The sequence below is a fragment of the Streptomyces sp. NPDC002265 genome (assembly GCF_040296125.1).
GTDB lineage: Bacteria > Actinomycetota > Actinomycetes > Streptomycetales > Streptomycetaceae > Streptomyces.
Map to the genome: position 1 here is coordinate 1 of NZ_JBEOWS010000167.1, position 20,363 is coordinate 20,363.

Consider the following 20,363-nt stretch of genomic DNA (forward strand, 5'->3'; position numbering starts at 1 on the left):
TGACCGACTGACCGAGCGACCGACCCGGTCCGCGGCGTGCGGTCCCCGGCCGGGGGCGGGGCGCCGGGCGGGGCGGGGGCGGCGGCCGCGCCGCGGCGGCGGGCGAGGTGACGGCGGGCGAGCTGGGCGCCGACCGCCACGGTCAGCCCCAGGGCCAGCAGCAGCCACGCCGCCGTACGCAGGGTGGAGGTGAGGGCGTCGTAGACCGCGCCGGCGGCCCGGTGCGAGACCTCCGCGGGCAGGTCGTGCAGGGTCAGCCGGCGGCCGAGGGCGACCGCGAGGGCCAGCAGGGCGCCGCCGGCCGCGGTGCCCAGGCCGGTCGCGGTGATCGCGCGGCGGCGGCGGACGGCGAGGCCGATGCCGGCGACGGCGAAGACGCACGCGGCGACGGGGAGCCAGAAGCCGGCGACCTCGAGCACGCCGTACCCCTTCCGGAGGCGGCCCAGGCCCTCGGCCGTGAGCACGGGGACCCGCGCGTGCCGGACCGGGATGTGGTCCGCCAACGCCACGTGGGCGTCGACGAGATGGCGTTTGACCTCGACGGTGACCGGGGCGAGATCGACGGTGACCGTACGGTCGCGCTCGCCGCGCAGGGCGCGCAGGACTGCGTCGTGGGTGGCCCGGTTGCCCTCGTTCCAGGCGGTGCGGAAGGCCTCCGTGCGGGTGAGCGAGCGCACCGCCTCGTGCACGAACGGGGCCACCGTGCCGCGTAGCGGGCGCACCACCGTCCTTCGCCGGTCCACCTCGCGCATGATGCCGTCGCCGACGGTGTCCGCGACGGCCTCGCGCACGTCCGGGTCGTCGGCCAGCGGCGCCATCGCGGTGACGTACCGGTCGGTGTCCGTCAGCCCGTACGCGGCCCAGGCCGACAGCGCGCCGAGCGGCGCCAGCAGGCACGCCAGCGCGATCAGCACGGCCGACAGAGCGGTACGCAGGGGGCGGGACACGCTTCCAGAAAAGGGCCCGTGCCCGCGGAGCGCGAGCGGGGTGACTGCGGACGGGTGCACAGGTCCCGCCGAACGGGGAGCCCTTGGCGGAACTGGGCGGTCCGCTCTCCGGTGGAGGGTTCACCCGGACGGGTGTTTCCTGGTTCAGGGGAGATGGAGGTCGATCATGCGCACCACTACGGCCCTGCGGACCCTGGCCGCGGCCCTGCTCACCAGTGGCATCCTCGCCGTGACGTCGGTGGGCACCACCGCGACGGCAGCCCCGCCGACCCTCGCCCGAGGACATGGTGGCGGCGCGGGAGCCTTCGGCGGTTTCGGTTTCTGGACCCCGGGCGTCGTCGTGGCCCCCGGATGGCTGGACGTACGGCAGTTGCCCACGCCGGTCTCGCCCGTGGTGAACCGGCTGCTGCCCGGTTTCCAGGACAGCGTGCAGTGCGTGGTGCTGGGTCCGAGCTTCAACGGCAACCCCTACTGGTACTGGCTCTCCGGTGTCCGGGCCTGGGCCCCGGCCGGCTTCGTGTACACGTACGGCCTGCGCGTGCCGTACTGCTGACACGTCCGAAGCCTCGTCGGACGGCGCGGACGGCAACTTCCGTCGCCCGGCGAGTGGAGGGATGAGGGAAACGAATGGGCCCCGGCCACAGCCGGGGCCCATTCGCCGTTCCGTCCGCGGCCGGGGGTCAGGAGATCCGATGGCCCGCCGCGTCCTCGTGCGTGTAGTAGCGGTAGAACATCACCACGAAGCAGATCGCTCCGATCAGCAGCGACCAGCCGATGGACCGCATGATGGTCGCGCCCGTCTGGCTGTACAGGAAGCCGAACGCGCTGCCCGCGAACGCGGCCCACACCAGGGCGTGCAGCTCGCGCCGCATGAGCGGGGTGAGCCTGCGTATCGCCATCCAGAGAGCGACGAAGGCGATCGTCGTCACGAACCCGAACAGCAGGTTCCAGCCCGTGATGGGTCCGCCGCTGCGGCGGTTGGCCGCGGCCCAGTAGCCGTAGACGAGCCCGAGCACGACGGGCACCGCCCACTCCGCCGTCCTGTGGGTCCGTGCACCGAAGACGTCCATGGTGGTTCCGCGTGTCCTGCGCGCGGGTGCCGCATGAGCCATGAGAGCACTCCTCCCTCTCGACCCCCCGCTACCAGCGCACACCTGGGCAGGGGTGCTGGCAAGTCGGCGGAGATGCAACAGCGCTACCCTCATGTTTCGCTGGGCACCGTGAGTGACGGTGCCCGGAGGACGCTGAACGGACTCGTCCGGTACGCCCGGACCGGGCAGCTCGACGCCGCGTTCGGATCCGACCTGCTGCGGGTGGGCGGGGTCAACGTCGCCTGGCTGGCACCGCTGCTGCTGCTCGTCGGCATCGCGCTGACCGACCTCGGCACCGGCGGCGGCTTCCGGACCGCCTCCTGGCTCGTGCTCGTGCCCGCCCTCGCCGCAGCCTTCTGCGGTGTGTGGGGCACGGCCGTGTTCGTGGCGCTCGGGCTCGCCACCTATCTCGCCGTGGACAGTTCCTGGCAGCACCCGTTACAGGCCGGTCTGCCCGACTTCATCCTTATCGCCGTCGGCGGCATCCTCGCCGTCCTGGCCTGCGCGATCCGGGCGCGCGGCGAACTGCGGATGGTGCACATGATGGACATCGCCGAGACCACCCGCCGTACCGTGCTGCGCCCGCTGGCGCCGGTCTGGGGCGGCCTGGACCATGCGGCCGTCTACCTCGCGGCCGACAGCGTGGCCAGGGTCGGCGGCGACTTCTACGACATCCAGCCGGGACCGCACGGCACCCGGGTCCTGCTCGGCGACGTCCAGGGCAAGGGGCTGTACGCGGTGGAGGCGGCGGCCGCGCTGCTGGGCACGTTCCGCGAGGCGGGATACCACGAGGCGGAACTGGCGACGGTGGCCGCGCGCCTGGAGACGCGGATGCTGCGCCACCGCGAACACACCCGGTCGATCGGCCGCGACGAAGGCGACCGCTTCGCCACCGCCGTGCTCATCGGCTTTCCGCTGTCCGGCCCCCCGACGGTGGAGCTGGCCGTCTTCGGCCACGAGCCGCCGCTGGCCGTCGGGCCCGACGGGGTACGGGCCCTGCCGGAGGGGGACGGACTGCCGCTGGGCCTGTGCGACCTGATGGGCGCCGCCGGGCCGCCCACCGTGCGCCGGGTGACGCTGGCGCCCGGCGAGACCCTGCTGCTGGTCACGGACGGGGTGACCGAGGCCCGGGACCGGGCGGGGCGGTTCTACCCGCTCGCCGACGAGGTGTCCCGCGCGCTCGCCCTCGACCCGCGTGTCACCGAACCCGGTCGCCTGGTCGGCTTCGTCCGGGACGGCACCCTGCGGCACAGCGCGGGGCGCCTCGACGACGACACGACGATCTTCGCCGTACGGCCGCGGGACACGGACGGCGAGACCCCCTGGGACGGACATTCGCCGTCCTGACCCGACCCTTTGCAGCCGCAGCGGTTACGGTGCTGCCGTAGGTGATCGACAGGGGGAGGGATCATGCCCGGAACCGTGCTGCTGCTCGCGGCCTCACCCGTGGGCAAGGGGTGTCTGGTGGACGCGGCGTCCGTGCTCCCCGTGCTCGCGGCGGTGCCGCCCGCGGTACTGGCCGGGACGGACACCGCGAACGTCGTCGAGCTGGCCGACCCGCTGGAGCCGCAGGCGGTCCTCACCCGGCTGCGCGCGGCCGCGGCGGCCCCCGGCCCGCTGACCGTGTTCGTGACCGGCCAGCTCCAGCTCGACCGCCGCCAGCGCCTGCCCCATCTGGCGCTCGCCCGCACCACCCCGGCGACCGTGCGCTACACGGCGTTCCCCTGGCACTGGTTCCGGGAGGAACTGCGGCTGCGGGCGCCCGGCAGCACGACGCTCGTGCTCGACCTGCACGCGGACGCCGAGACCTGGGAGCTGCTGCGCACCGCGCCGCTGGACTGCGGGCGCACCGCCGCCGTCTACGGGCGGATCGCGCCGCCGCCGGCCCGCCGGGCGGTGGCCGTGCCCGCGTACATGAAGGGGGTCGCGACGATCCTGCGCAGCGGCCACCGGCCGGCGCCGGCGTTGCTGCACCAGCAGGCCTGGGGCAGGCTGGCCGGCGAGGACGGGACGGCGGGCCTCGCGCTGGCCGTGCACGCGGCGCCGGTGGCCGGCGATCCGCACGCCTCCCTGACGGCCGCCGTGCAGTCCGGCCGGCACGCCGAGGCCGACGCGCTCGCCGCGCGCTGGGAGCAGGCCGCCGTACTGGCCCACGGGCCGGCCTCGGACGACGCCCTGCACTGGGCGGAGGTGCGGGCCGATCTGGCGATGTTCGCGGGGGACGCGGAGCGCAGCTGCCGTACCTGGCTCGCGGTGGCCGGGGCCCGGCTCGCGGCCGGACAGGCCCCGGACGCCCCGGCGGTGGAGGCGGCCGTGGACCGGGCGCACCATCAGTGGGGGCAGCTGCGCGACCCGGCCCGCTCGCGTGAACTCGGTTCCGCCCTGGCGCAGTTGCGCGGCCGGGTGCCCGGCAGGCGCGAGGGTGCGCTCGGGCATGTCCAGCGGCGGCTGGACGAGTTGCAGGCGCAGGGGCAGCGGCCTGCGCCGCAACCCCCGCGCCCGCGGGATCACTTGGTGTAGACGAGGTACTTCCAGGCGCCGTACGTCGTCGCGTTGACGTTGTCGCCGGACTTGGTGTCGACGTAGCCGGAGCGGACCCGGAAGCGGTCGTTGACGGCCGGGGCGCCGTCCAGGGTGAGCGCGTCCTTGCCGGTGGAGCCGAGCGCCCAGTACCCGGAGTACGTGGTGTGCCAGGCGCCGCCGTAGTACTGCTGGATCTGCATCTGGTACTTGCGGCCCGGGTACGTGGTCATCGTCGTGGTGACGACCGGGTCCTTGGTCCTGTGGAAGTAGGCGTACGTCTCGTTCCACGCCCGCGCGGTCTTGTACGCGCCGCTGAGCGCCGTCGAGACCTTCACCTGGGTGTAGACCGTGGAAGTCGCGGACAGTGCCGCGGTCCGGGAGTCGCCGGTGAACTTCGCGGTGACCTTGGTGTCGCGGCCGAGGTGGAGCGTGGCCGTGAGGTTGCCGCTGGAGTTGACCGTGCCCTTCTTGACCAGGGTGTTGGGCTTGTCGGAGCCGTACGGGTCGGCCCAGATCTCCACCGTGCGGTTCTTGTAGGTGCTGCCGAGGTGCGCGGTGAACGTCACGTCGGCGCCGTAGGCGTACACCTTGCCGGTGTTGTTCACCGTCAGCGTGGTGGCGTTCTTGGAGACGGTCACCGTGGCGGAGGCGTTGGCGCCGATGTGGTCGGCGTCGCCCGCGTAGCCGACGGAGTACGTGACCTTGCCGCCGGACGCCGGGGTGTCGGTGAAGGAGTAGGTGCCGTTGGCGGCGACCGTGGCCGTGCCGAGCGCCTTGCCCGCGGGGGACTCCTCGTCGGTGCGGGTGACGGTGACCTTGGTGCCCGTGGGGAACGCGACCGGGGAGGTCAGGGTGCCCTTGACGGTGAGCGCCTTGCCGCGGGTGGCGGTGGCCGGTGCGGTGGCCGTCAGCGTGACGGCGTTCTTGGTGACGTCCACGGCGGCCGAGGCGGTGGCACCGGCGTGGCCTTCGTCGCCCGCGTAGGTCACGGAGTACGTCGCCTTGCCCGCGACCGACGGGGTGTCGGTGAAGGTGTAGGTGCCGTCGGCGGCGACGGTGGCCGTGCCGAGCACCTGGCCGTCCGGGGACGCGGTGTCGGTGCGGGTGAGGGTGACCGTGGCGCCCGCGACCGGGGCCGCGTCGTCCTTGGTGGTCAGGGTGCCCTTGACGGTGAGCGCCTTGCCGCGGGTGGCGGTGGCCGGCGCGGTGGCCGTCAGCGTGGTGGCCGTCTTGGTCGGGTCGTCGTACACGTGCAGCGTGTAGGTGTCCGTGTCGTTCACGGAGGCGACGGACACCGCGAACAGCTTGCTGCCGTCCGGTGCCCAGGCCAGGCCGCGCGCGGCGAGGGTGTCGGACGCCGAGTTGCCGGTGCTGCTGCCGAACTCGTACTGCCGCAGCGGCAGCGTGGTGCCCTGCTTGAAGACGTGGACGTCCGGGTCGTACCAGGAGAAGGTGCCCGCCGCGACATCGCCGTTCGGGGCGATGTCCACCGCGTTCGGGTAGGTGTTCGTCTCGTACCGGCCGTCCTTGGACAGGTCCGTGAGCTTGTAGACCGCCTGGTAGTACGGGGCGCCGCTGGCCGTGACGACGTCCTTGCCGTCCGGGGTGACCGCCAGGTCGGCGAGGTTGCCGCCGCCGGTGCTGCCCGGGTCGAAGGCGTACGCGGTCTGCGTCGGGGTGCCCGAGGAGACGTCGTACACCGCGAGCTCGACCGGGCTCTGGCTGACGGCGCCCGCGACGAGCGTGTCCGGGGCGCCGGGGGAGGCGTCCAGGATCGGGGCCTGGTACCAGGAACGCCCGGTGTTCAGGGCGAGCGTGACCACCGGCTCGGCGCCGGAGAGGTCCAGCGAGCCGATGTTGCCCTCGGCGGCGCCGCCGTAGCCGAACCACAGCTTGCCGCCCGCCTGGGCGAGGTACTGCGGGTCGGCGGTGCCGGTGGAGTAGCGGTGGGCCTCGGTCGCGGTCGCCGTGTCGACGGCGACGATCGCGTCGGCGTCGCCCACGGCCGCGTAGAGGGTGGCGGAGTCGGCGGACAGTTCCAGACCGAGGACCCCGGGCAGCGAGCCGATCGTCCTGACGACCTGGCCGGCGTAGTCGGTCACCACGATCTGACCGCTCTTCGGGTCGCTGATGAAGACCCGGTGGTGCACCCCGTCGACGGCCATGTCGCCGGTCGACCGAAGGGACAGGGAGGTGCTGGAGTCGGCTGCTGCCGACCCCGCTCCGGTCGCGACGAGGGCGACGGAGCTGAAGACGACGGCGAGTGCCGTTGCTACCGGAAGAGTGCGTCTGCGCACGATGTTTCGAACCCCCCGGAACGAAAGTGGAATCAGATTGCGCAGGCTAGGTCATGGTTCTGACATTCAAGTAATCCGGGGGGTAAGAGGGTAGTGAGAGACGTGAGTTGCGTGAGAGGCGCGAGTGACGGGAGCCTCAGCGGTCCCCGGCGGGGGCGTCGGCCCGGTGGACGGGGCCCTGCGGGCCGTCGGCGGACCGGGTGATCCCGGTCCCCTGGTCCACGGCCCGTGCCGGTCCAGCGTTCGCCGCGATGACGAGGGTCGCCGCGGCGAGCACGGCTGCGGCCAGGCCTCTGGCCCAACGCGCGGAAGTGCGTCCCTGCACGGTTACCTCGCAACGACGACAGTGAAGTGTTAAGCATGTTTAATTCGCGGTTTAACCTAGGGCGTGTCATGGTCTAACGGCAAGAGGCGCAGGGGTAGTTGGGGGAGTCACGGCATGGGGGAGAGAGACGAACCCGAGGTCATCGGACGCAGAGTGCAGCGGCTGCGCAACGAACGCGGGCTGACCCAGCGACAGTTGGCGGAGCCGACCTACACCCCCGCCTACATCTCCACCCTGGAGGCCGGACGGGTGCGGCCCTCCGACGAGGCGCTCAGGCACCTCGCCGAACGGCTCGGCGTCGACTTCTCGGAGCTGGCCACCGGACGCTCCGCCCGGCTCGTCACCGATCTGCGGCTGCGGCTGACCGAGGCCCAGCGCACCCTGGCCACGGGCGAGGCCGAGGAGGCGGCGCGGCGGTACTCCGCCCTGCTCGCGGAGGCCGAGCCGCAGGGGCCGGCCGAGGTGCGGGCCACCGCGCTGCTGGGGCTCGGCGAGTGCGGGATCGAGACCGGCGACCTGGTGTCGGCCCGGGAGTACTTCGAGCGTGCCGAGGCGTGCCTGGCCGGACATCCGCTGCCCGCGCGGGTACCGGCGCTGCGCGGACGGGCCGTCTCCCACTACCTCGCCGGTGAACTCCGGTACGCCGTCTACCTGCTGGAGTCCACCCTCGACGAGCTCAACCGCGGCGGACTGCACGACCCCGACGCGCTGCTCCTGCTGTACGCCTCCGCCATCGGTCCCTACATGGACATGGGCGCCCACGCCCGCGCCGCCCAGGCCGCCGAGTTCGCCCTCGCCCTCGCGCCCCAGGTCGCGGATCCGGCGCTGCTCGCCCGGATGCACCGGTCGGTCGCGCGCACCCTGCTCGCCGAGGGCCGGGTCGCCGAGGCCGACGCCTCGCTGGTGAAGGCCGCCGAGCTCTACCGGCAGCTCCAGATCCGGACCGAGCTCGCCAACTGCCACTGGATGCGCGGCTACGTCTGCGCGCAGAACGGCGACCTGGAGCGGGCGGAGGAGGAACTGCGCGAGGCGTTGGCCATGCTCTCCGCCAAGCGCGCCGCCCTCTACAGCAGTCAGGTCGCCGTCGAGCTCGCCGACGTGCTGCACCGGCGGGGCAGGTCCGGGGAGGCGGCCGACCTGCTGAACGGCGTCCTCGGCGACCTCTCGCCCGAGCGCGGCGCCGTGCACGCGGCCGGCGCCCACCGGCTGCTCGGCATCATCGCCGAGGACGCCCGCGACACCGAGGCCGCCGAGGAGCACTACGTGCGCGCGCTGAGCCTGCTGGAGCGGGCGGGAGCCGCGGGCGACCTCGCCGACCTGTGCCGGATGCTCGGCGACCTGCTGCGCCGTACCGGGCGGGTGGAGGCGGCGCTGGACGCCTACCGGACGGGCCTCGGGCACCGCACGGCGCCCGGTACGACGACCCTGGGACCGGCGCCCGCCCAGCCGCCGCTCTGACGCCCGCACAGCCGCCGCTCCGGCCCCCCTTCGGCCCGTAGCCGCGTAGCCGCGTAGGCCCGTGGCCGCGCAGCCCGTGGCCGCGTGGGCGTCAGACCTGGGCGCGGCCCTGTCTGCGGACGTCCGCCAGTCGCTGCACGCCGAGCTGCACGGCCGCCTGGGTGGCGTCGTTCGGCACGTCGCCCATGCCGCCGTTGGTGAAGGCGAACGCGTCCCCGCCGACCCGCACCACGGCCACGTCCAGGGAGAGGGTGCCGGGATCGCCGTCGAGCGGCTGGCCCTTCGGCCCGGTCACCGCGGTCAGCGTCACCCGCAGCCCCTGCCGGGCGTCACCGGCCTCGGGCAGCGGCGCGTCGTTGACGTAGACGTCCTGGACGGCGCCCGTCGTGGTCGTGGCCGTGAACCGCGCGCACACCCGCGGCAGGGTCTTCAGCCAGGCCAGCACACCGTCCACGGCCTTCGCCGGCTGGGCGGAGACCTGATAGCGCAGCTGCGCGCCGGTGTCGGAGTCGTCCAGGCCGGTGACCGCGCGGGCGGGGGCGCCGAGGAGCTCGTCGGCGTAGAGGGCGTCCAGCAGCCGCTGGCACTCGCCCGCGGGGGTCTTCGCCTTCAGCAGCCCGTCCCGCCAGGTCGCGGCGCCCTGGGTCGGGATCCAGGGGCCGCCCAGGTCGGTGTCGGTGATGAGGGCGGCCCGGGCCTGGTCGTCGGTGAGCGCGGCGGCGGCGGTCGAGGAGGCGTGGGCGGACGGGGCGGTGGCCGCCGCGGAGGAGACGGGTCCGATCGGCGCGTGCGGGGCTCCCTCGTCCGGGCTGATGCAGCCGGACGCGACCAGCAGACAGGCGGCGGACAGGGCGGAGGCGAGGAGGGTGCGGGCGCGGGTCATCGGGTGCCTCCGGCGGACGGTTGGGGAATCCGTCCCTCCACCGGATCACCGGGGGTACGAGCCGGCCAGCGCGGTGGGCCGTACGGGTGAGCCGGTGCCGCGGCGAGGAGCGCGCCGGCAGCACGGCGCCCCGGCCCCCTCGGTGCGAGGGGACCGGGGCGTGCGGGCCGAAGCGGCGTCCGCGGCCGGGGCCGGGTGCGCCGGGCTTCGGTCCCGGGCGGTTCAGGAGCGGGCGGTGCGGCGGCGCTTCGTCGCCAGGACGATGGCCGCGCCGCCGACCAGGAGGGCCGCGGCACCGCCGGCGATGACGCCGGTGTTGCTGCCGCCGCCGGTCTCGGCGAGGTCCGCGCTGCCGCCGTCCGGGGTGGCGGCGGCCGCGGCGGTGTCCGTGGCCGACGCGGAGGCCTCCGCGGCCGGGGTGGACTCGTCCGCGGCCGGGGTCGTCTCCGTGGACGACGCCGGTGTCGTCCCGCCGGTCGCCGGGGTGGTCTCGGCGGGGGCGGAGGGGGCCGGCTGCCCGGACTCCGCGGCGGTGCAGTCCTTCGTGCCGCCGTTCCAGGCCGCGATCAGCTTGTCCTTGATGACCGCGCCGTTCGGGCCCTCGGGCAGGTTGCCGTGCTCGAAGCCGTCCTGGGCGTCGAGCTTGCCGTCGAACCTGACGGCGCCGCGGTAGAGGTCGACCTGCGCGAAGCAGCCGGCGTCGGGGACGACGATGTCGAGGGTGTCGGTCGCGCCCGGCTTGACGGTCACCGTGTCGAAGCCGACGAAGACCTGCTTGCCGGAGCCGGCGAAGGTGGCGCCGTGGGCGAGGTAGGAGGCGAGCGAGGCGGTGCAGGTCGACGCGTCACCGGCGGCGCGCACGGTGATGTGCACCTTGCCGTCCGCGGTCGGCCTGAGGTTCTGGTCGTCGACCTTGACGGAGGAGAAGAAGTGCGTGCCGTCGAGGGAGAACTCGCAGCGGTCGGTGCCGGTCTCCGTGCCGGCGCCGGTGCCCGGCTTGTACGTACCGCCGGACTTCCAGCCGTCGCCGCCGGGGGTCTCGTGGGCCCAGGCGCCGGAGGCGGCGGCGACGGAGGCGGCACAGAGGGCGAGTGCCGCGGCACCCGTACCCAGCAGGCGGCGCGCGGTCGTGTGGCTCGCTATGGACATGTGTATCCCATTCTTGGTGTGCATGGGGGGTATGGCTCGGTCGCCGAGAGCGTCGGCACCTGAAGCGACACTGGGCTCAATGGTCACATGTGCCACAGCGTCAGCTCATCGTGGATGTCGTCGCGGAAGACTGTCAACCTGCCTCTATGGAGCGGCGGTTCACGCTTCATCACCATTCCGCCACACAGGGAATGGTCCCTTCCGGAGTGCCTGAACGTTCGCCTTCCGGGCAATGTGGACAGGCTTGTGGGTGTTGCCCGGACCTGTCCGACCGCACCGAAAGGGGCACCGCGTGCCCGAGCTGCCCGACCTCTCCTCCAGGAACCCCGACTGGTGGCGCCAGGCCGTCGTCTACCAGGTCTACCCCCGCAGTTTCGCCGACGCCGACGGAGACGGGCTCGGTGATCTCCGCGGTGTCACCGAGCGGCTGAACCACCTCGCCGCCCTCGGGGTCGACGCCCTGTGGCTCAGCCCCTTCTACCCTTCCGAACTCGCTGACGGCGGCTACGACGTGGCCGACCACCGCGACGTCGACCCGCGCCTGGGCACCCTGGACGACTTCGACGCCATGGCCGCCGAGGCGCACCGGATGGGCCTGAAGGTGATCGTCGACATCGTGCCCAACCACACCTCCCACCTGCACCCCTGGTTCCAGGAGGCGTTGCGCGAGGGCCCCGGCAGCGCCGCCCGCGACCGGTACGTCTTCCGGGACGGACGCGGCCAGCACGGCGAACTCCCGCCCACCGACTGGCAGTCCGTCTTCGGCGGCAGCGCCTGGCGCCGGGTCGCGGACGGACAGTGGTACCTGCACCTGTTCGCCGCCGAGCAGCCCGACCTGAACTGGGGCCACGACGAGGTCCGTGTCGACTTCCGCACCACCCTGCGCTTCTGGTCCGACCGCGGGGTCGACGGCTTCCGCGTCGACGTCGCGCACGCGCTCGCCAAGGACCTCGGCGAGCCGTTGCGGGACGTCGGCGGCGTCGGCGCGACCGGCGAGGAGGCCCTCGACCGCGTACCGCCCGGCAGCCACCCCTACTACGACCGGGACGAGGTGCACGAGATCTACCGCGACTGGCGCCGGGTCCTCGACGCCTACACGCCGCCGCGCACGGCGGTCGCGGAGGCCTGGGTGCCGGGTGCCCGCCGCGCGCTGTACGCCCGCCCGGACGAACTCGGCCAGGCGTTCAACTTCGAGTACCTCCAGGCGTGCTGGAACGCGGACGAACTGCGCGCGGTCGTCACCGACTCGCTCGCCACGGCCCGCACGGCCGGCGCCTCCGCGACCTGGGTGCTGTCCAACCACGACGTCGTACGGCACGCCTCCCGGCTGTCGCTGCCGCCGGGCACGGACGACAACGCCTGGCTGCTCTCCGGCGGCCGCGCGCCCGCCGTGGCCGCGGACGCGGGGGTGCGCCGGGGCCGGGCGGCGACCCTGCTGATGCTGGCGCTGCCCGGAGCGGCCTACCTCTACCAGGGGGAGGAACTCGGCCTGCCCGAGGTCGCCGACCTGCCCTTCGAGGTCCTCCAGGACCCCGTCTGGGAGCAGACGGGCCATGTCCGCAAGGGCCGCGACGGGTGCCGGGTGCCGTTGCCGTGGACGACGACGGGTCCGTCGTACGGCTTCGGGGCGGCCGGCGCGTGGCTGCCGCAGCCGTCCTCCTTCGCGTCGTACGCCGTCGCTGCCCAGAACGGGGTGGACGGCTCGACCCTGGAGCTCTACCGCACGGCCCTGCGGCTGCGCCGCAAGCTGCAGGAGGGCGAGGAGCTGACCTGGGCGGAGGGGACCCCGCCCGGGGTGCTGGCGTTCGCGCGCTCCGGGAACTGGCGGTGCGTGACCAATCTGTCGGACGCGCCGGTCCCGCTGCCGCCCGGGGAGGTGCTCCTGAGCAGTATCCCCCTGGACGGCGACGGACAGCTGGGACCGGACACGACCGTCTGGCTCGCCTAGAACTCCCGTCCTGCCCGGTCGCGAGGGCCTCGGGTCACTTCGAGGGCGGCGGCAGGTCGACCGGGGTGGCCGTGGCGGTCGGCGGCGGGGTGAGCACCACCTGCGGCTGGCCGCCGGACGGGGGCGGCGGGGTCAGGTCCGTGTCGGGCAGCTTCGGCGGGGTGGTCTGCTGGAAGAGCACCTGGTCGAAGTCGACCAGGCCGGTCTTCTCCATGACCGTGATGTGGTCCAGGACGGTGTCGTTGGCCTGGTCGGCCAGCGCCCGCACGAGGGTGTTCTCGGTGGTGGAGCGGATCTTCGCGACCGTGTTGAAGATCGAGCCGTGGGTCATGCGCAGGATGTTGGCGAAGTCGACGTCGAACTGCTTGCCGCTGTCCGCGTTCAGCGTGGTGACGAAGCCCTGCTGCTGCGGGCTCGCCAGGTCGGGGAGCGTGATGTTCAGCATCGGGGCGATCTTGCGGCAGGTGGTGTCCAGCGCCGCGTGTCCGTCGATCAGGTGCTGGCTCGCCGTGATGACCGCCTTCGACTGGCCCTTCTGCAGACCCATCTGGCCGACCGGGTACTCCCACAGGCCGGCCGCACGCACCTTGACCACGAAGTCCCGGTCCGCCTCGGTCAACGGCCCCCACTGGGTCTGCGCGATGACCCGTGAGGGGGCCGTCGACACCGTGGTGAGCCCCAGCATCGAGGGGTAGGCCAGCGCGGCGAGTGTCAGGCTCAGGGCACCACCTACGAAGAGGGTTCCCATCGCGTTCCGCGAAAAGCGCACCGTGCCTCCTGCCCGGTCGTGGATGCGTCCATCCGCGGGGCGGGGGACGGGTCTGACGCAGAGCAGTACGGATGCGGCGCCGGTCAAAGCCTCTAGGTTTGGCAAAGAAATTGCAAGGTTGCGGCTCGTCACCCCAGTACCCCAGTACCTCAGTACCTCAGTGCGGACCCGACCTCCGTCTTCACCTCGCCGGACAGGTTGTGCGTACTGCGGGCGGTGGCCGTGCCCGTCTTGCCGGCCGCCACGTCGGAGACGGTGACGACGACCGTGTCGATCAGCTTGCCGCCGGAGTCCTTGAAGACGACCTGGACGGCGAACGACTTGGTGGAGTCCGCGGTGTTCTTCACGGTGATGCCGACCGTGGTGCGTCCGTCGGCGGCGGTCGCCGGGGTGCCCAACTGCACGTCGTCCTTGGCCTCGACGCCGTTCTTGACCTCGCCGAGCCTGCGGCCGGCCTCCGCCGTCGCCGACGAGATGGCCTCCGTGGCCTGCGCGGCGAGCGAGGAGATCGCCGCCGTCGCGCGGGCGCCCGCCGACGCCAGGGCGGAGGCCGCCTTGCTGGCCGGGCTCGTCGGGGTGTTGCCGTTGCCGCCGGAGCAGCCGGTCAGCGCCGCCGCCAGGACCGCCGCCCATGCCGTGCCCCTGGCCCAGCGTCCGCGGTAACCGGCCATGTCGCCTCCATCGGTCGTATGCGTTCGGTCGTATGCGTTCGGTCGTTCCGGCACCAGTGAAGGGCCGTACCGGCGCGGGCGCATGCGGGGCCACCCGTACGGGCCAACCCCTGTGGTGACTTCGTTGATCCGGGTGGACGGTCGAGGGGGGCGGGAAACGACAGAGACGACGAGACGGGGTACGGCAATGACCGAGCAGCCTCAGCCGAAGTGGGACAGCGCGCACCGCACCTCCGCCCAGCAGCCTCAGGCGAACTCCGGCTGGGTGACGGGCGGGGTCACCTTCGCGGGTGTCCTGCTGCTGCTGAACGGAATCCTGGCCGTCTTCGAGGGCATCTCCGCCATTGCGAAGGACGACATCTACGTCCGGGTCGGCGCGTACATCTACAAGATCAACCTCACCGGCTGGGGCTGGATCCTGCTGATCGTGGGCGTCATCGGGGTCGTCGTCGGTGCGTTCATCCTCAAGGGCGCCGCGTGGGCCCGGGTCGGAGGCATCGTGCTGGCCGCCATCAGCATCATCCTCCAGTTCCTCTTCCTGCCCTACCAGCCGGTCTGGTCGATCATCGTGATCGCGATGGACATCTTCGTGATCTGGGCCCTGTCCGTGTACCACGCGGGGAGCCGGGCCGTCTGACGCGGGACCGCCCGGCGCGGACCGCTCCGATGCGGGACCGACGCCGGCGCAGGACATTCGGATGCCCCGATGGGCCCCTTCGGAATGGGCTGTTCGACGGAACCTGGCGCGGGTGCGCGGCCACCTCGTGGGGCACGGGCGCCCGGCGCCCGACGATCGGACAATGCGACGAGACCACTCCCGACGACTCCTGTCCCGCGCCGGCGTGGCCCTGGCCGCGCTCCTGTTCGCGTTCCTCCCGAGCGCCGCGTACGCCGACGGCCGCGTGCCCGTCCACGAGGACAGCCGCCCCGAGGGGGCCGGCGAGAGCCGCCCCCGCAGCGCGTTCGACCGGCTGCTCGACTCCGCGGCCCGGCAGACCGCGGCCTACGAGAAGGCCCGCGCGCGTACCGACCGGCTGCGGGACCGGGTGACCCGCCTGCGCACCGAGACCAAGGAGGCGGAGGCCCGGGCCCGCGCACTCTCACGAGAGGCGGACGCCGCTTCCGGCAAGGCGCCGGACACGGAGACCGGCTCCGGCACGGGCCCGGAGACCGGTTCCCGGATCGACCCGGACACGGAGACCGGCTCCCGTACGGGCCCGGACACGGAGACCGGCTCCCTCACGGACCCGGAGACGGACATCGGCGGTGACATGGGCGGCCTGCCGCTCGGCGACCTGGGCGCCGGCTTCCCGGCCGCGGTCCCCACCGACGTGCCCACCGCATTCCCCACCGGCCGGCCCGGCGCCGTGCCGACCGCGGCCCCCACCGACGTACCCACCACCGCGTCGGCCACCGCGTCGACCGCCCGGCCGGGTGCGGTGGCCGACGCCCGGGCGCTGCGCGCCGCCCTCGGCCGGGCGGTCGACCGGTTGCACGCGGCCGAGCGCCGCCGGGCCGGTATCCGCAGCAGACTGTGGCGGGAACTCGCGGCGGCCCAGCCCGGCCTGGGGCGTCCCGCGGCCGACTGCGCGCCGGGCCGCCGCAGCCGCAGACCGCACCACGCCTCGTCCCGCTGGGTCACGCCGACCAGCGACTACCGGCTGTCGGCCGGGTACGCCGCCCCGGGAGGCCGCTGGCGGCACCGCCACACCGGTCAGGACTTCGCCGTCCCCACGGGCACCCCGGTGCACGCCGTCGGACCCGGCACCGTCGTCCTCGTCTCCTGCGGGGACGGCTTCGGCAACCAGGTCGTGGTCCGGCACCGCGACGGCTACTTCACCCAGTACGCGCACCTGTCCCGTATCGACGTACGCCCCGGGCAGCGGGTCGCCGCGGGTCAGTACCTCGCAGCCTCCGGCGCCACCGGCAACGCCACCGGTCCGCACCTGCACTTCGAGGTACGGGTCACCCCCTACCTGGGGTCGGCGGTGCCCCCGCTGCCCTGGCTGCGACGGCACGGCGTACGCCCGTGAGGCCCGGCCCGCTCACCGCGGTCCGCGGTCGTCCCCCAGCAGTGCGCGGTAGACGGCGGAGGCCTCGGGATTGCCGGGACAGCGCCACACCCCGTGCGGGCAGTAGTCGCTGATGGTCTGGTAGAGCGGCCGCTGCCGGGCGAACCAGTCGAGCATGCCCCGCATGTACGCGGGGTTGTCGCCGTTGCGGTACAGCCCCCACTCGGGGTACGAGACGAGCTTGCCGTGCGCCCGCGCGAACCGCACCTGGTCGCCCAGGCCGTACGGCTCCGTCACCTGCCGGGCGAAGGAGAGCCCCCGGGGCTGGTCGTAGGCGTCCATGCCGACGATGTCCACGACGTCGTCCCCCGGATAGCAGTCGGTCCAGGGGACGGCGTCCCGGCCCCTGCTGGGGGTGAAGTCGAACCGGAAACGCTGGCCGGGCACCGACCGCATCGCCGTGACGATTTTTCTCCAGTACCGCTGCCAGGCCTGCGGGTCGGGGCCGCAGCGGTGGGTGTAGGTGTCGCCGTTCATCTCCCAGCCGAGCACGACGACGGTGTCCGGGACGCCGAGCCGGACCAGCCGTTCGGCCAGCGTGCGGAAGTGCGCGTCGTAGCGGCCGGCCGCGCCGAGGCGCAGTTGGGCGCGGACCGCGGGGTCGGACAGATGTGCCTCGGTGCGCTCCAGCATCGGCACGTTGAGCACGAACAGACGGTCCGGGCGGGCCCTGCGCCAGCGCGCCCACAGCTCCAGATAGCCGGGGGCGCCCTCGATGTTGCTCCACCGGTCGCCCGGCAGATACACGTGCCCGACCCGTGGTGCCGACGTCCGGCCGAGCCAGGCCCCGAGCTGCGCGACCCGGCGGACGCCGTCGGAGCTGTATCCGACGTAGGCGCCGAAGGCGGGCGGCGGTCCGGCGGCCGCCGCGCCCGGGATGCGGGAGGGGCCGGCCTCGGGCGTGGGCCGGGCCAGCACGCTCAGCGTGGCCAGCACCGTGACGGCGATCAGGCCGAGCAGGGACCTGCGGTACATCCCGTCCAAGGCCACGGGGCGCCTCCTGCCGACGGGTCCTCGACGAGTGGGGCGGGACCGAGCGGGGTCATGATGGCCCACTCACGGCTGCCGCCGGGCTGCTTCCGGAGGCAGGGCACTCGAACAGGTGAAATTTCAGGCATCAAATGTTGAATGCCGAGCATCTCGTGATCGGAAAACGAGTCACCGGGCGCCAAATGATCAAGCGGTCGGGTGTCAAATGGGCAGGTGTCAAACGTCAAATGTCAAAAGTCGTACAGAAGTCCGCACATCGGGCTGGAAATCGCGTTCCGTGCTACGGTCGAAGTGAGTTGCGGTCTTGATTCCCAAGTATTTCGAGCCGCACAGCCGGTCCGGTCCGGCGGTGCGTCTCCGAATTCTCCGGTATCTCCGGGCAGGGCAATCATCTCGGCGACGTGGGGAAATCACACAGTGTGATTTCCCCGGCAGGCCCTGAAGGAGAATGTGTATGGCTACCGGAACCGTCAAGTGGTTCAACTCGGAAAAAGGTTTCGGCTTCATCGAACAGGACGGCGGCGGTCCGGACGTCTTCGCCCACTATTCGAACATCGCCAGCCAAGGTTTCCGTGAACTCCAGGAAGGTCAGAAAGTGACCTTCGACGTCACGCAGGGCCAGAAGGGCCCGCAGGCGGAGAACATCCGTCCCGCCTGACGCGGAGCACGAAGCGAACCGATGACACCGGCCCGGAAAGCGGGGACGCTTTCCGGGCCGGTGTCTTTCCGGCGCTGTTTCCGGCGGTCTTTCGGTTACTGGTCGGAGTAGCCCATGTCGCCGATCGTCCAGGCGCTCACGTCCTCCAGCGACACCCGGTACATACCGCCCGTGTCGGGGATGCCGAAGCTGCCCTGGAGGATGCGCGCGACATGGAAGTGGAGGTGGGTGGGCCGGACCGCGCCCCGCGGCGGCTCGTCGTCGGCGGCCTTGGCGGACGGCGTGAACGCGGCGGCGAAGTGCGCGAGTTGCGCGGAGTCCCGCAGCACCTCGGCCACCCGTTCCTTCCACAGTGCCTCGGGGGCCAGCCGGCCCGTGATGACGGCGCCGGGGACCACCACCGTGAGCGACATGCGGCTGCTGTGTTCCGACTCCACCATCGCGGCGATGCTGACAAGCAGATCATCAGGGTGTGACATGGCTGAGGAGCCTAGTCCAACGCACCGGGATCGACAGGGACAAAACGACGGGCCGGCCGCTCCGGGAGTCCCGTGGCGGCCGGCCCGTGCGACCGGATGGCTCAGCCCGTCCCGGTCAGCGACCGCTGCCCTGGGCGGAGGAACGACCGCCGCGCTGGGCGCCGGCGCGGCCGCCGGTCTGGGCGGAGGAACGGCTGCCGGCCTGCCCGGACGAGCGACCGCCGGCCTGGGTGGAGGTGCGGCCGCCGGTCTGTCCGGCGGCGCGGCCCCCGGTCTGTCCGGAAGCTCGGCCGCCGCCCTGGCCCGAGGCGGAGGTGGAGGTGGAGGCGCTGCGGCGGGCCGCCTGGCCCGGTCGGCCGCTCCGGCGGCCGCGGCTGCTGCGGCTCCCGGTTCCGTTCCCGCTTCCGCCCCGGCGCGAGGAGGAGCCGCCCTGGGGGTCTTCGACGACCGGGGGCGCGATGACGACGGGCACGCCCGAGGGGGCCTGGGCGCCGGTGATCCGGCTCAGTTCGGCCTCCCCCGAGCGGACCTTGGTGGTCTGCGGGGTGATCCCGGCGTCCGCCATCAGCCGCGTCATGGCACGGCGCTGGCTGGGCAGGACCAGGGTGACGACGGTGCCCGACTCACCCGCGCGGGCGGTGCGGCCGCCGCGGTGGAGGTAGTCCTTGTGGTCGCTGGGCGGGTCGACGTTGACGACGAGGTCGAGGTTGTCGACGTGGATGCCGCGGGCCGCGACGTTGGTGGCCACGAGCACCGTCACCTGGCCGTCCTTGAACTGCGCCAGGGTGCGGGTGCGCTGGGGCTGGGACTTGCCGCCGTGCAGGGCCGCCGCGCGGACACCGACCGCCAGCAGCTTCTTGGCCAGCCGGTCCGCCGCGTGCTTGGTGTCCAGGAACATGATCACTCGTCCGTCGCGGGCGGCGATCTCCGTGGTGGTGGCGTGCTTGTCGGTCTCCTCCACGTGCAGCAGGTGGTGCTCCATCGTGGTGACGGCGCCCGCGGACGGGTCGACCGAGTGGACCACCGGGTCGTCCAGGTAACGGCGCACCAGCAGATCGACGTTGCGGTCCAGGGTGGCCGAGAACAGCATCCGCTGGCCGTCGGGACGGACCTGGTCGAGCAGCGCGGTCACCTGCGGCATGAAGCCCATGTCGGCCATCTGGTCGGCCTCGTCCAGGACGGTGATCGCGACCTGGCTCAGGTCGCAGTCACCCCGGTCGATGAGGTCCTTCAGGCGTCCGGGCGTCGCGACGACGACCTCGGCCCCGCCGCGCAGCGCGGAGGCCTGCCGGCCGATCGACATGCCGCCGACCACCGTGGCCAGGCGCAGCCGCAGCGCGCGGGCGTACGGGGTGAGCGCGTCGGTGACCTGCTGGGCCAGTTCCCGGGTGGGCACCAGGACCAGGGACAGCGGCTGACGGGCCTCGGCCCGCTGCCCGTCCATCCGGGCCAGTACGGCGAGACCGAAGGCGAGCGTCTTGCCCGAGCCCGTGCGGCCCCGGCCGAGAACGTCCCGGCCGGCCAGCGAGTTGGGCAGCGTCGCCGACTGGATCGGGAACGGCACCGTGACGCCCTCGGCGCCGAGCGCGGTCAGCAGCCGTGCGGGCATGTCGAGCTCGGCGAACTCCTCGACCGGCGGCAGTCCCTCGGTGCGGGTGACCGGCAGCGCGAACTCCGCGGGACGCGCCGGGGAGGCGCCGGTACGGCCCTTGGGCCCACCGCGGCCGGTGTTCTTGGCCGACCGGGACGAACCGCTGCGGGTGCGGGTGGAGCCGGTGCTGGTGCTGTACTTCTTGCGAGCTGTGCGGTCCATTCAGAACCCTTCCTCGATGCGGCACGTATCGAGGAATTCCGGTCGTCGGCAACGGGCCGTACGAGGATTCGCAAGAATTGAGCCGTAGAAAATGCAAATGAGCTGGGACCCGCACCCAAGAGTGCGGGCCCCAGCCATGTGGTACGCGTACGTCAGGCGGGAACGATGTTCTCGGCCTGCGGGCCCTTCTGGCCCTGCGTGACGTCGAAGGTGACCTTCTGGCCTTCCTGAAGCTCACGGAAGCCGGAGGTGGCGATGTTCGAGTAGTGGGCGAAGACGTCGGCGCCGCC

General features: G+C 72.9%; 20 protein-coding genes. 8 read left to right on the forward strand and 12 right to left on the reverse strand.

The annotated features are described in order from the left end of the window. Positions 1-947 (reverse strand): hypothetical protein (locus tag ABT085_RS26330; protein WP_351612705.1); only part of this gene is annotated, 947 nt, incomplete at its 3' end. Between the two features lie 166 nt (positions 948-1,113). Here ABT085_RS26330 and ABT085_RS26335 point away from each other — a divergent pair. Then, the gene (locus ABT085_RS26335; RefSeq protein WP_351612708.1) at positions 1,114-1,500 is read left to right on the forward strand and encodes an SH3 domain-containing protein; all 387 of its coding nucleotides are present in this window, start codon (positions 1,114-1,116) and stop codon (positions 1,498-1,500) included. A gap of 127 nt (positions 1,501-1,627) precedes the next feature. On the opposite strand, the gene ABT085_RS26340 is transcribed toward ABT085_RS26335, so the two are convergent. Beyond that, positions 1,628-2,059: a hypothetical protein gene (locus tag ABT085_RS26340; RefSeq protein WP_351612711.1), complete on the reverse strand. Its 432-nt coding sequence runs from the start codon at positions 2,057-2,059 to the stop codon at positions 1,628-1,630. Between the two features lie 108 nt (positions 2,060-2,167). On the opposite strand from ABT085_RS26340, the gene ABT085_RS26345 reads away from it, so the two are divergent. Together ABT085_RS26345 and ABT085_RS26350 are read left to right on the forward strand one after the other, a co-directional pair. Next, positions 2,168-3,385 (forward strand): PP2C family protein-serine/threonine phosphatase, encoded by a 1,218-nt coding sequence (locus ABT085_RS26345; RefSeq protein WP_502982810.1) that lies wholly within the window; start codon positions 2,168-2,170, stop codon positions 3,383-3,385. Positions 3,386-3,448: 63 nt separating this feature from the next. Continuing rightward, positions 3,449-4,558, forward strand: a complete 1,110-nt coding sequence (locus ABT085_RS26350) for a hypothetical protein (protein ID WP_351612714.1) — start codon at positions 3,449-3,451, stop codon at positions 4,556-4,558. Here the strand turns inward: ABT085_RS26350 and ABT085_RS26355 are convergent. Beyond that, positions 4,546-6,858, reverse strand: coding sequence for an Ig-like domain repeat protein (locus ABT085_RS26355; protein WP_351612717.1), 2,313 nt, complete (start codon positions 6,856-6,858; stop codon positions 4,546-4,548). The genes ABT085_RS26350 and ABT085_RS26355 overlap by 13 nt on opposite strands. Positions 6,859-6,994: 136 nt before the next feature. Next, positions 6,995-7,183, reverse strand: a complete 189-nt coding sequence (locus ABT085_RS26360) for a hypothetical protein (protein ID WP_351612720.1) — start codon at positions 7,181-7,183, stop codon at positions 6,995-6,997. Between the two features lie 114 nt (positions 7,184-7,297). Here ABT085_RS26360 and ABT085_RS26365 point away from each other — a divergent pair, with 114 nt between their 5' ends. Further along, positions 7,298-8,641 carry a tetratricopeptide repeat protein gene (locus ABT085_RS26365; RefSeq protein ID WP_351612723.1) on the forward strand — a complete coding sequence of 448 codons (1,344 nt, stop codon included), beginning with the start codon at positions 7,298-7,300 and terminating at the stop codon, positions 8,639-8,641. A gap of 91 nt (positions 8,642-8,732) precedes the next feature. Here the strand turns inward: ABT085_RS26365 and ABT085_RS26370 are convergent, their stop codons facing one another. Together ABT085_RS26370 and ABT085_RS26375 are read right to left on the reverse strand one after the other, a co-directional pair. Beyond that, positions 8,733-9,524, reverse strand: a complete 792-nt coding sequence (locus ABT085_RS26370; protein ID WP_351612725.1) for a hypothetical protein — start codon at positions 9,522-9,524, stop codon at positions 8,733-8,735. 222 nt (positions 9,525-9,746) lie between these two features. Then, a complete protein-coding gene (locus ABT085_RS26375) occupies positions 9,747-10,673 on the reverse strand; it encodes an LAETG motif-containing sortase-dependent surface protein (protein ID WP_351612728.1) in 927 nt (308 codons plus the stop codon). Between the two features lie 301 nt (positions 10,674-10,974). Between ABT085_RS26375 and ABT085_RS26380 the strand changes: the two genes are divergently transcribed. Beyond that, positions 10,975-12,621 (forward strand): glycoside hydrolase family 13 protein, encoded by a 1,647-nt coding sequence (locus ABT085_RS26380; RefSeq protein WP_502982811.1) that lies wholly within the window; start codon positions 10,975-10,977, stop codon positions 12,619-12,621. 34 nt (positions 12,622-12,655) lie between these two features. Here ABT085_RS26380 and ABT085_RS26385 read toward each other — a convergent pair whose 3' ends face one another. Further along, positions 12,656-13,369 (reverse strand): DUF4142 domain-containing protein, encoded by a 714-nt coding sequence (locus ABT085_RS26385; RefSeq protein WP_351612751.1) that lies wholly within the window; start codon positions 13,367-13,369, stop codon positions 12,656-12,658. Positions 13,370-13,539: 170 nt separating this feature from the next. Beyond that, positions 13,540-14,061, reverse strand: coding sequence for an FxLYD domain-containing protein (locus ABT085_RS26390; protein ID WP_351612734.1), 522 nt, complete (start codon positions 14,059-14,061; stop codon positions 13,540-13,542). 187 nt (positions 14,062-14,248) lie between these two features. Here ABT085_RS26390 and ABT085_RS26395 point away from each other — a divergent pair, with 187 nt between their 5' ends. Further along, positions 14,249-14,698 (forward strand): DUF7144 family membrane protein, encoded by a 450-nt coding sequence (locus tag ABT085_RS26395; protein WP_351612737.1) that lies wholly within the window; start codon positions 14,249-14,251, stop codon positions 14,696-14,698. A 163-nt stretch (positions 14,699-14,861) separates the two neighbouring features. Beyond that, on the forward strand, positions 14,862-16,094 hold the full coding sequence (locus ABT085_RS26400) for a peptidoglycan DD-metalloendopeptidase family protein (protein WP_351612739.1): 1,233 nt from the start codon (positions 14,862-14,864) through the stop codon (positions 16,092-16,094). Between the two features lie 12 nt (positions 16,095-16,106). On the opposite strand, the gene ABT085_RS26405 is transcribed toward ABT085_RS26400, so the two are convergent. Beyond that, entirely contained in the window at positions 16,107-17,123 is a 1,017-nt protein-coding gene (locus tag ABT085_RS26405; RefSeq protein ID WP_351612742.1) for a glycoside hydrolase family 26 protein, read from the reverse strand. Between the two features lie 454 nt (positions 17,124-17,577). Between ABT085_RS26405 and ABT085_RS26410 the strand changes: the two genes are divergently transcribed. Beyond that, on the forward strand, positions 17,578-17,781 hold the full coding sequence (locus ABT085_RS26410; RefSeq protein WP_152891085.1) for a cold-shock protein: 204 nt from the start codon (positions 17,578-17,580) through the stop codon (positions 17,779-17,781). Positions 17,782-17,876: 95 nt separating this feature from the next. Here ABT085_RS26410 and ABT085_RS26415 read toward each other — a convergent pair whose 3' ends face one another. The 3 genes from ABT085_RS26415 to ABT085_RS26425 form a co-directional block, all read right to left on the reverse strand. Continuing rightward, the gene (locus tag ABT085_RS26415) at positions 17,877-18,260 is read right to left on the reverse strand and encodes a GvpU-like protein (RefSeq protein WP_351612745.1); all 384 of its coding nucleotides are present in this window, start codon (positions 18,258-18,260) and stop codon (positions 17,877-17,879) included. Positions 18,261-18,375: 115 nt separating this feature from the next. Continuing rightward, positions 18,376-20,073 (reverse strand): DEAD/DEAH box helicase, encoded by a 1,698-nt coding sequence (locus ABT085_RS26420; protein WP_351612747.1) that lies wholly within the window; start codon positions 20,071-20,073, stop codon positions 18,376-18,378. Between the two features lie 152 nt (positions 20,074-20,225). Beyond that, positions 20,226-20,363: cold-shock protein (locus ABT085_RS26425; protein ID WP_351612754.1), on the reverse strand; the 138-nt coding region annotated here is incomplete at its 5' end.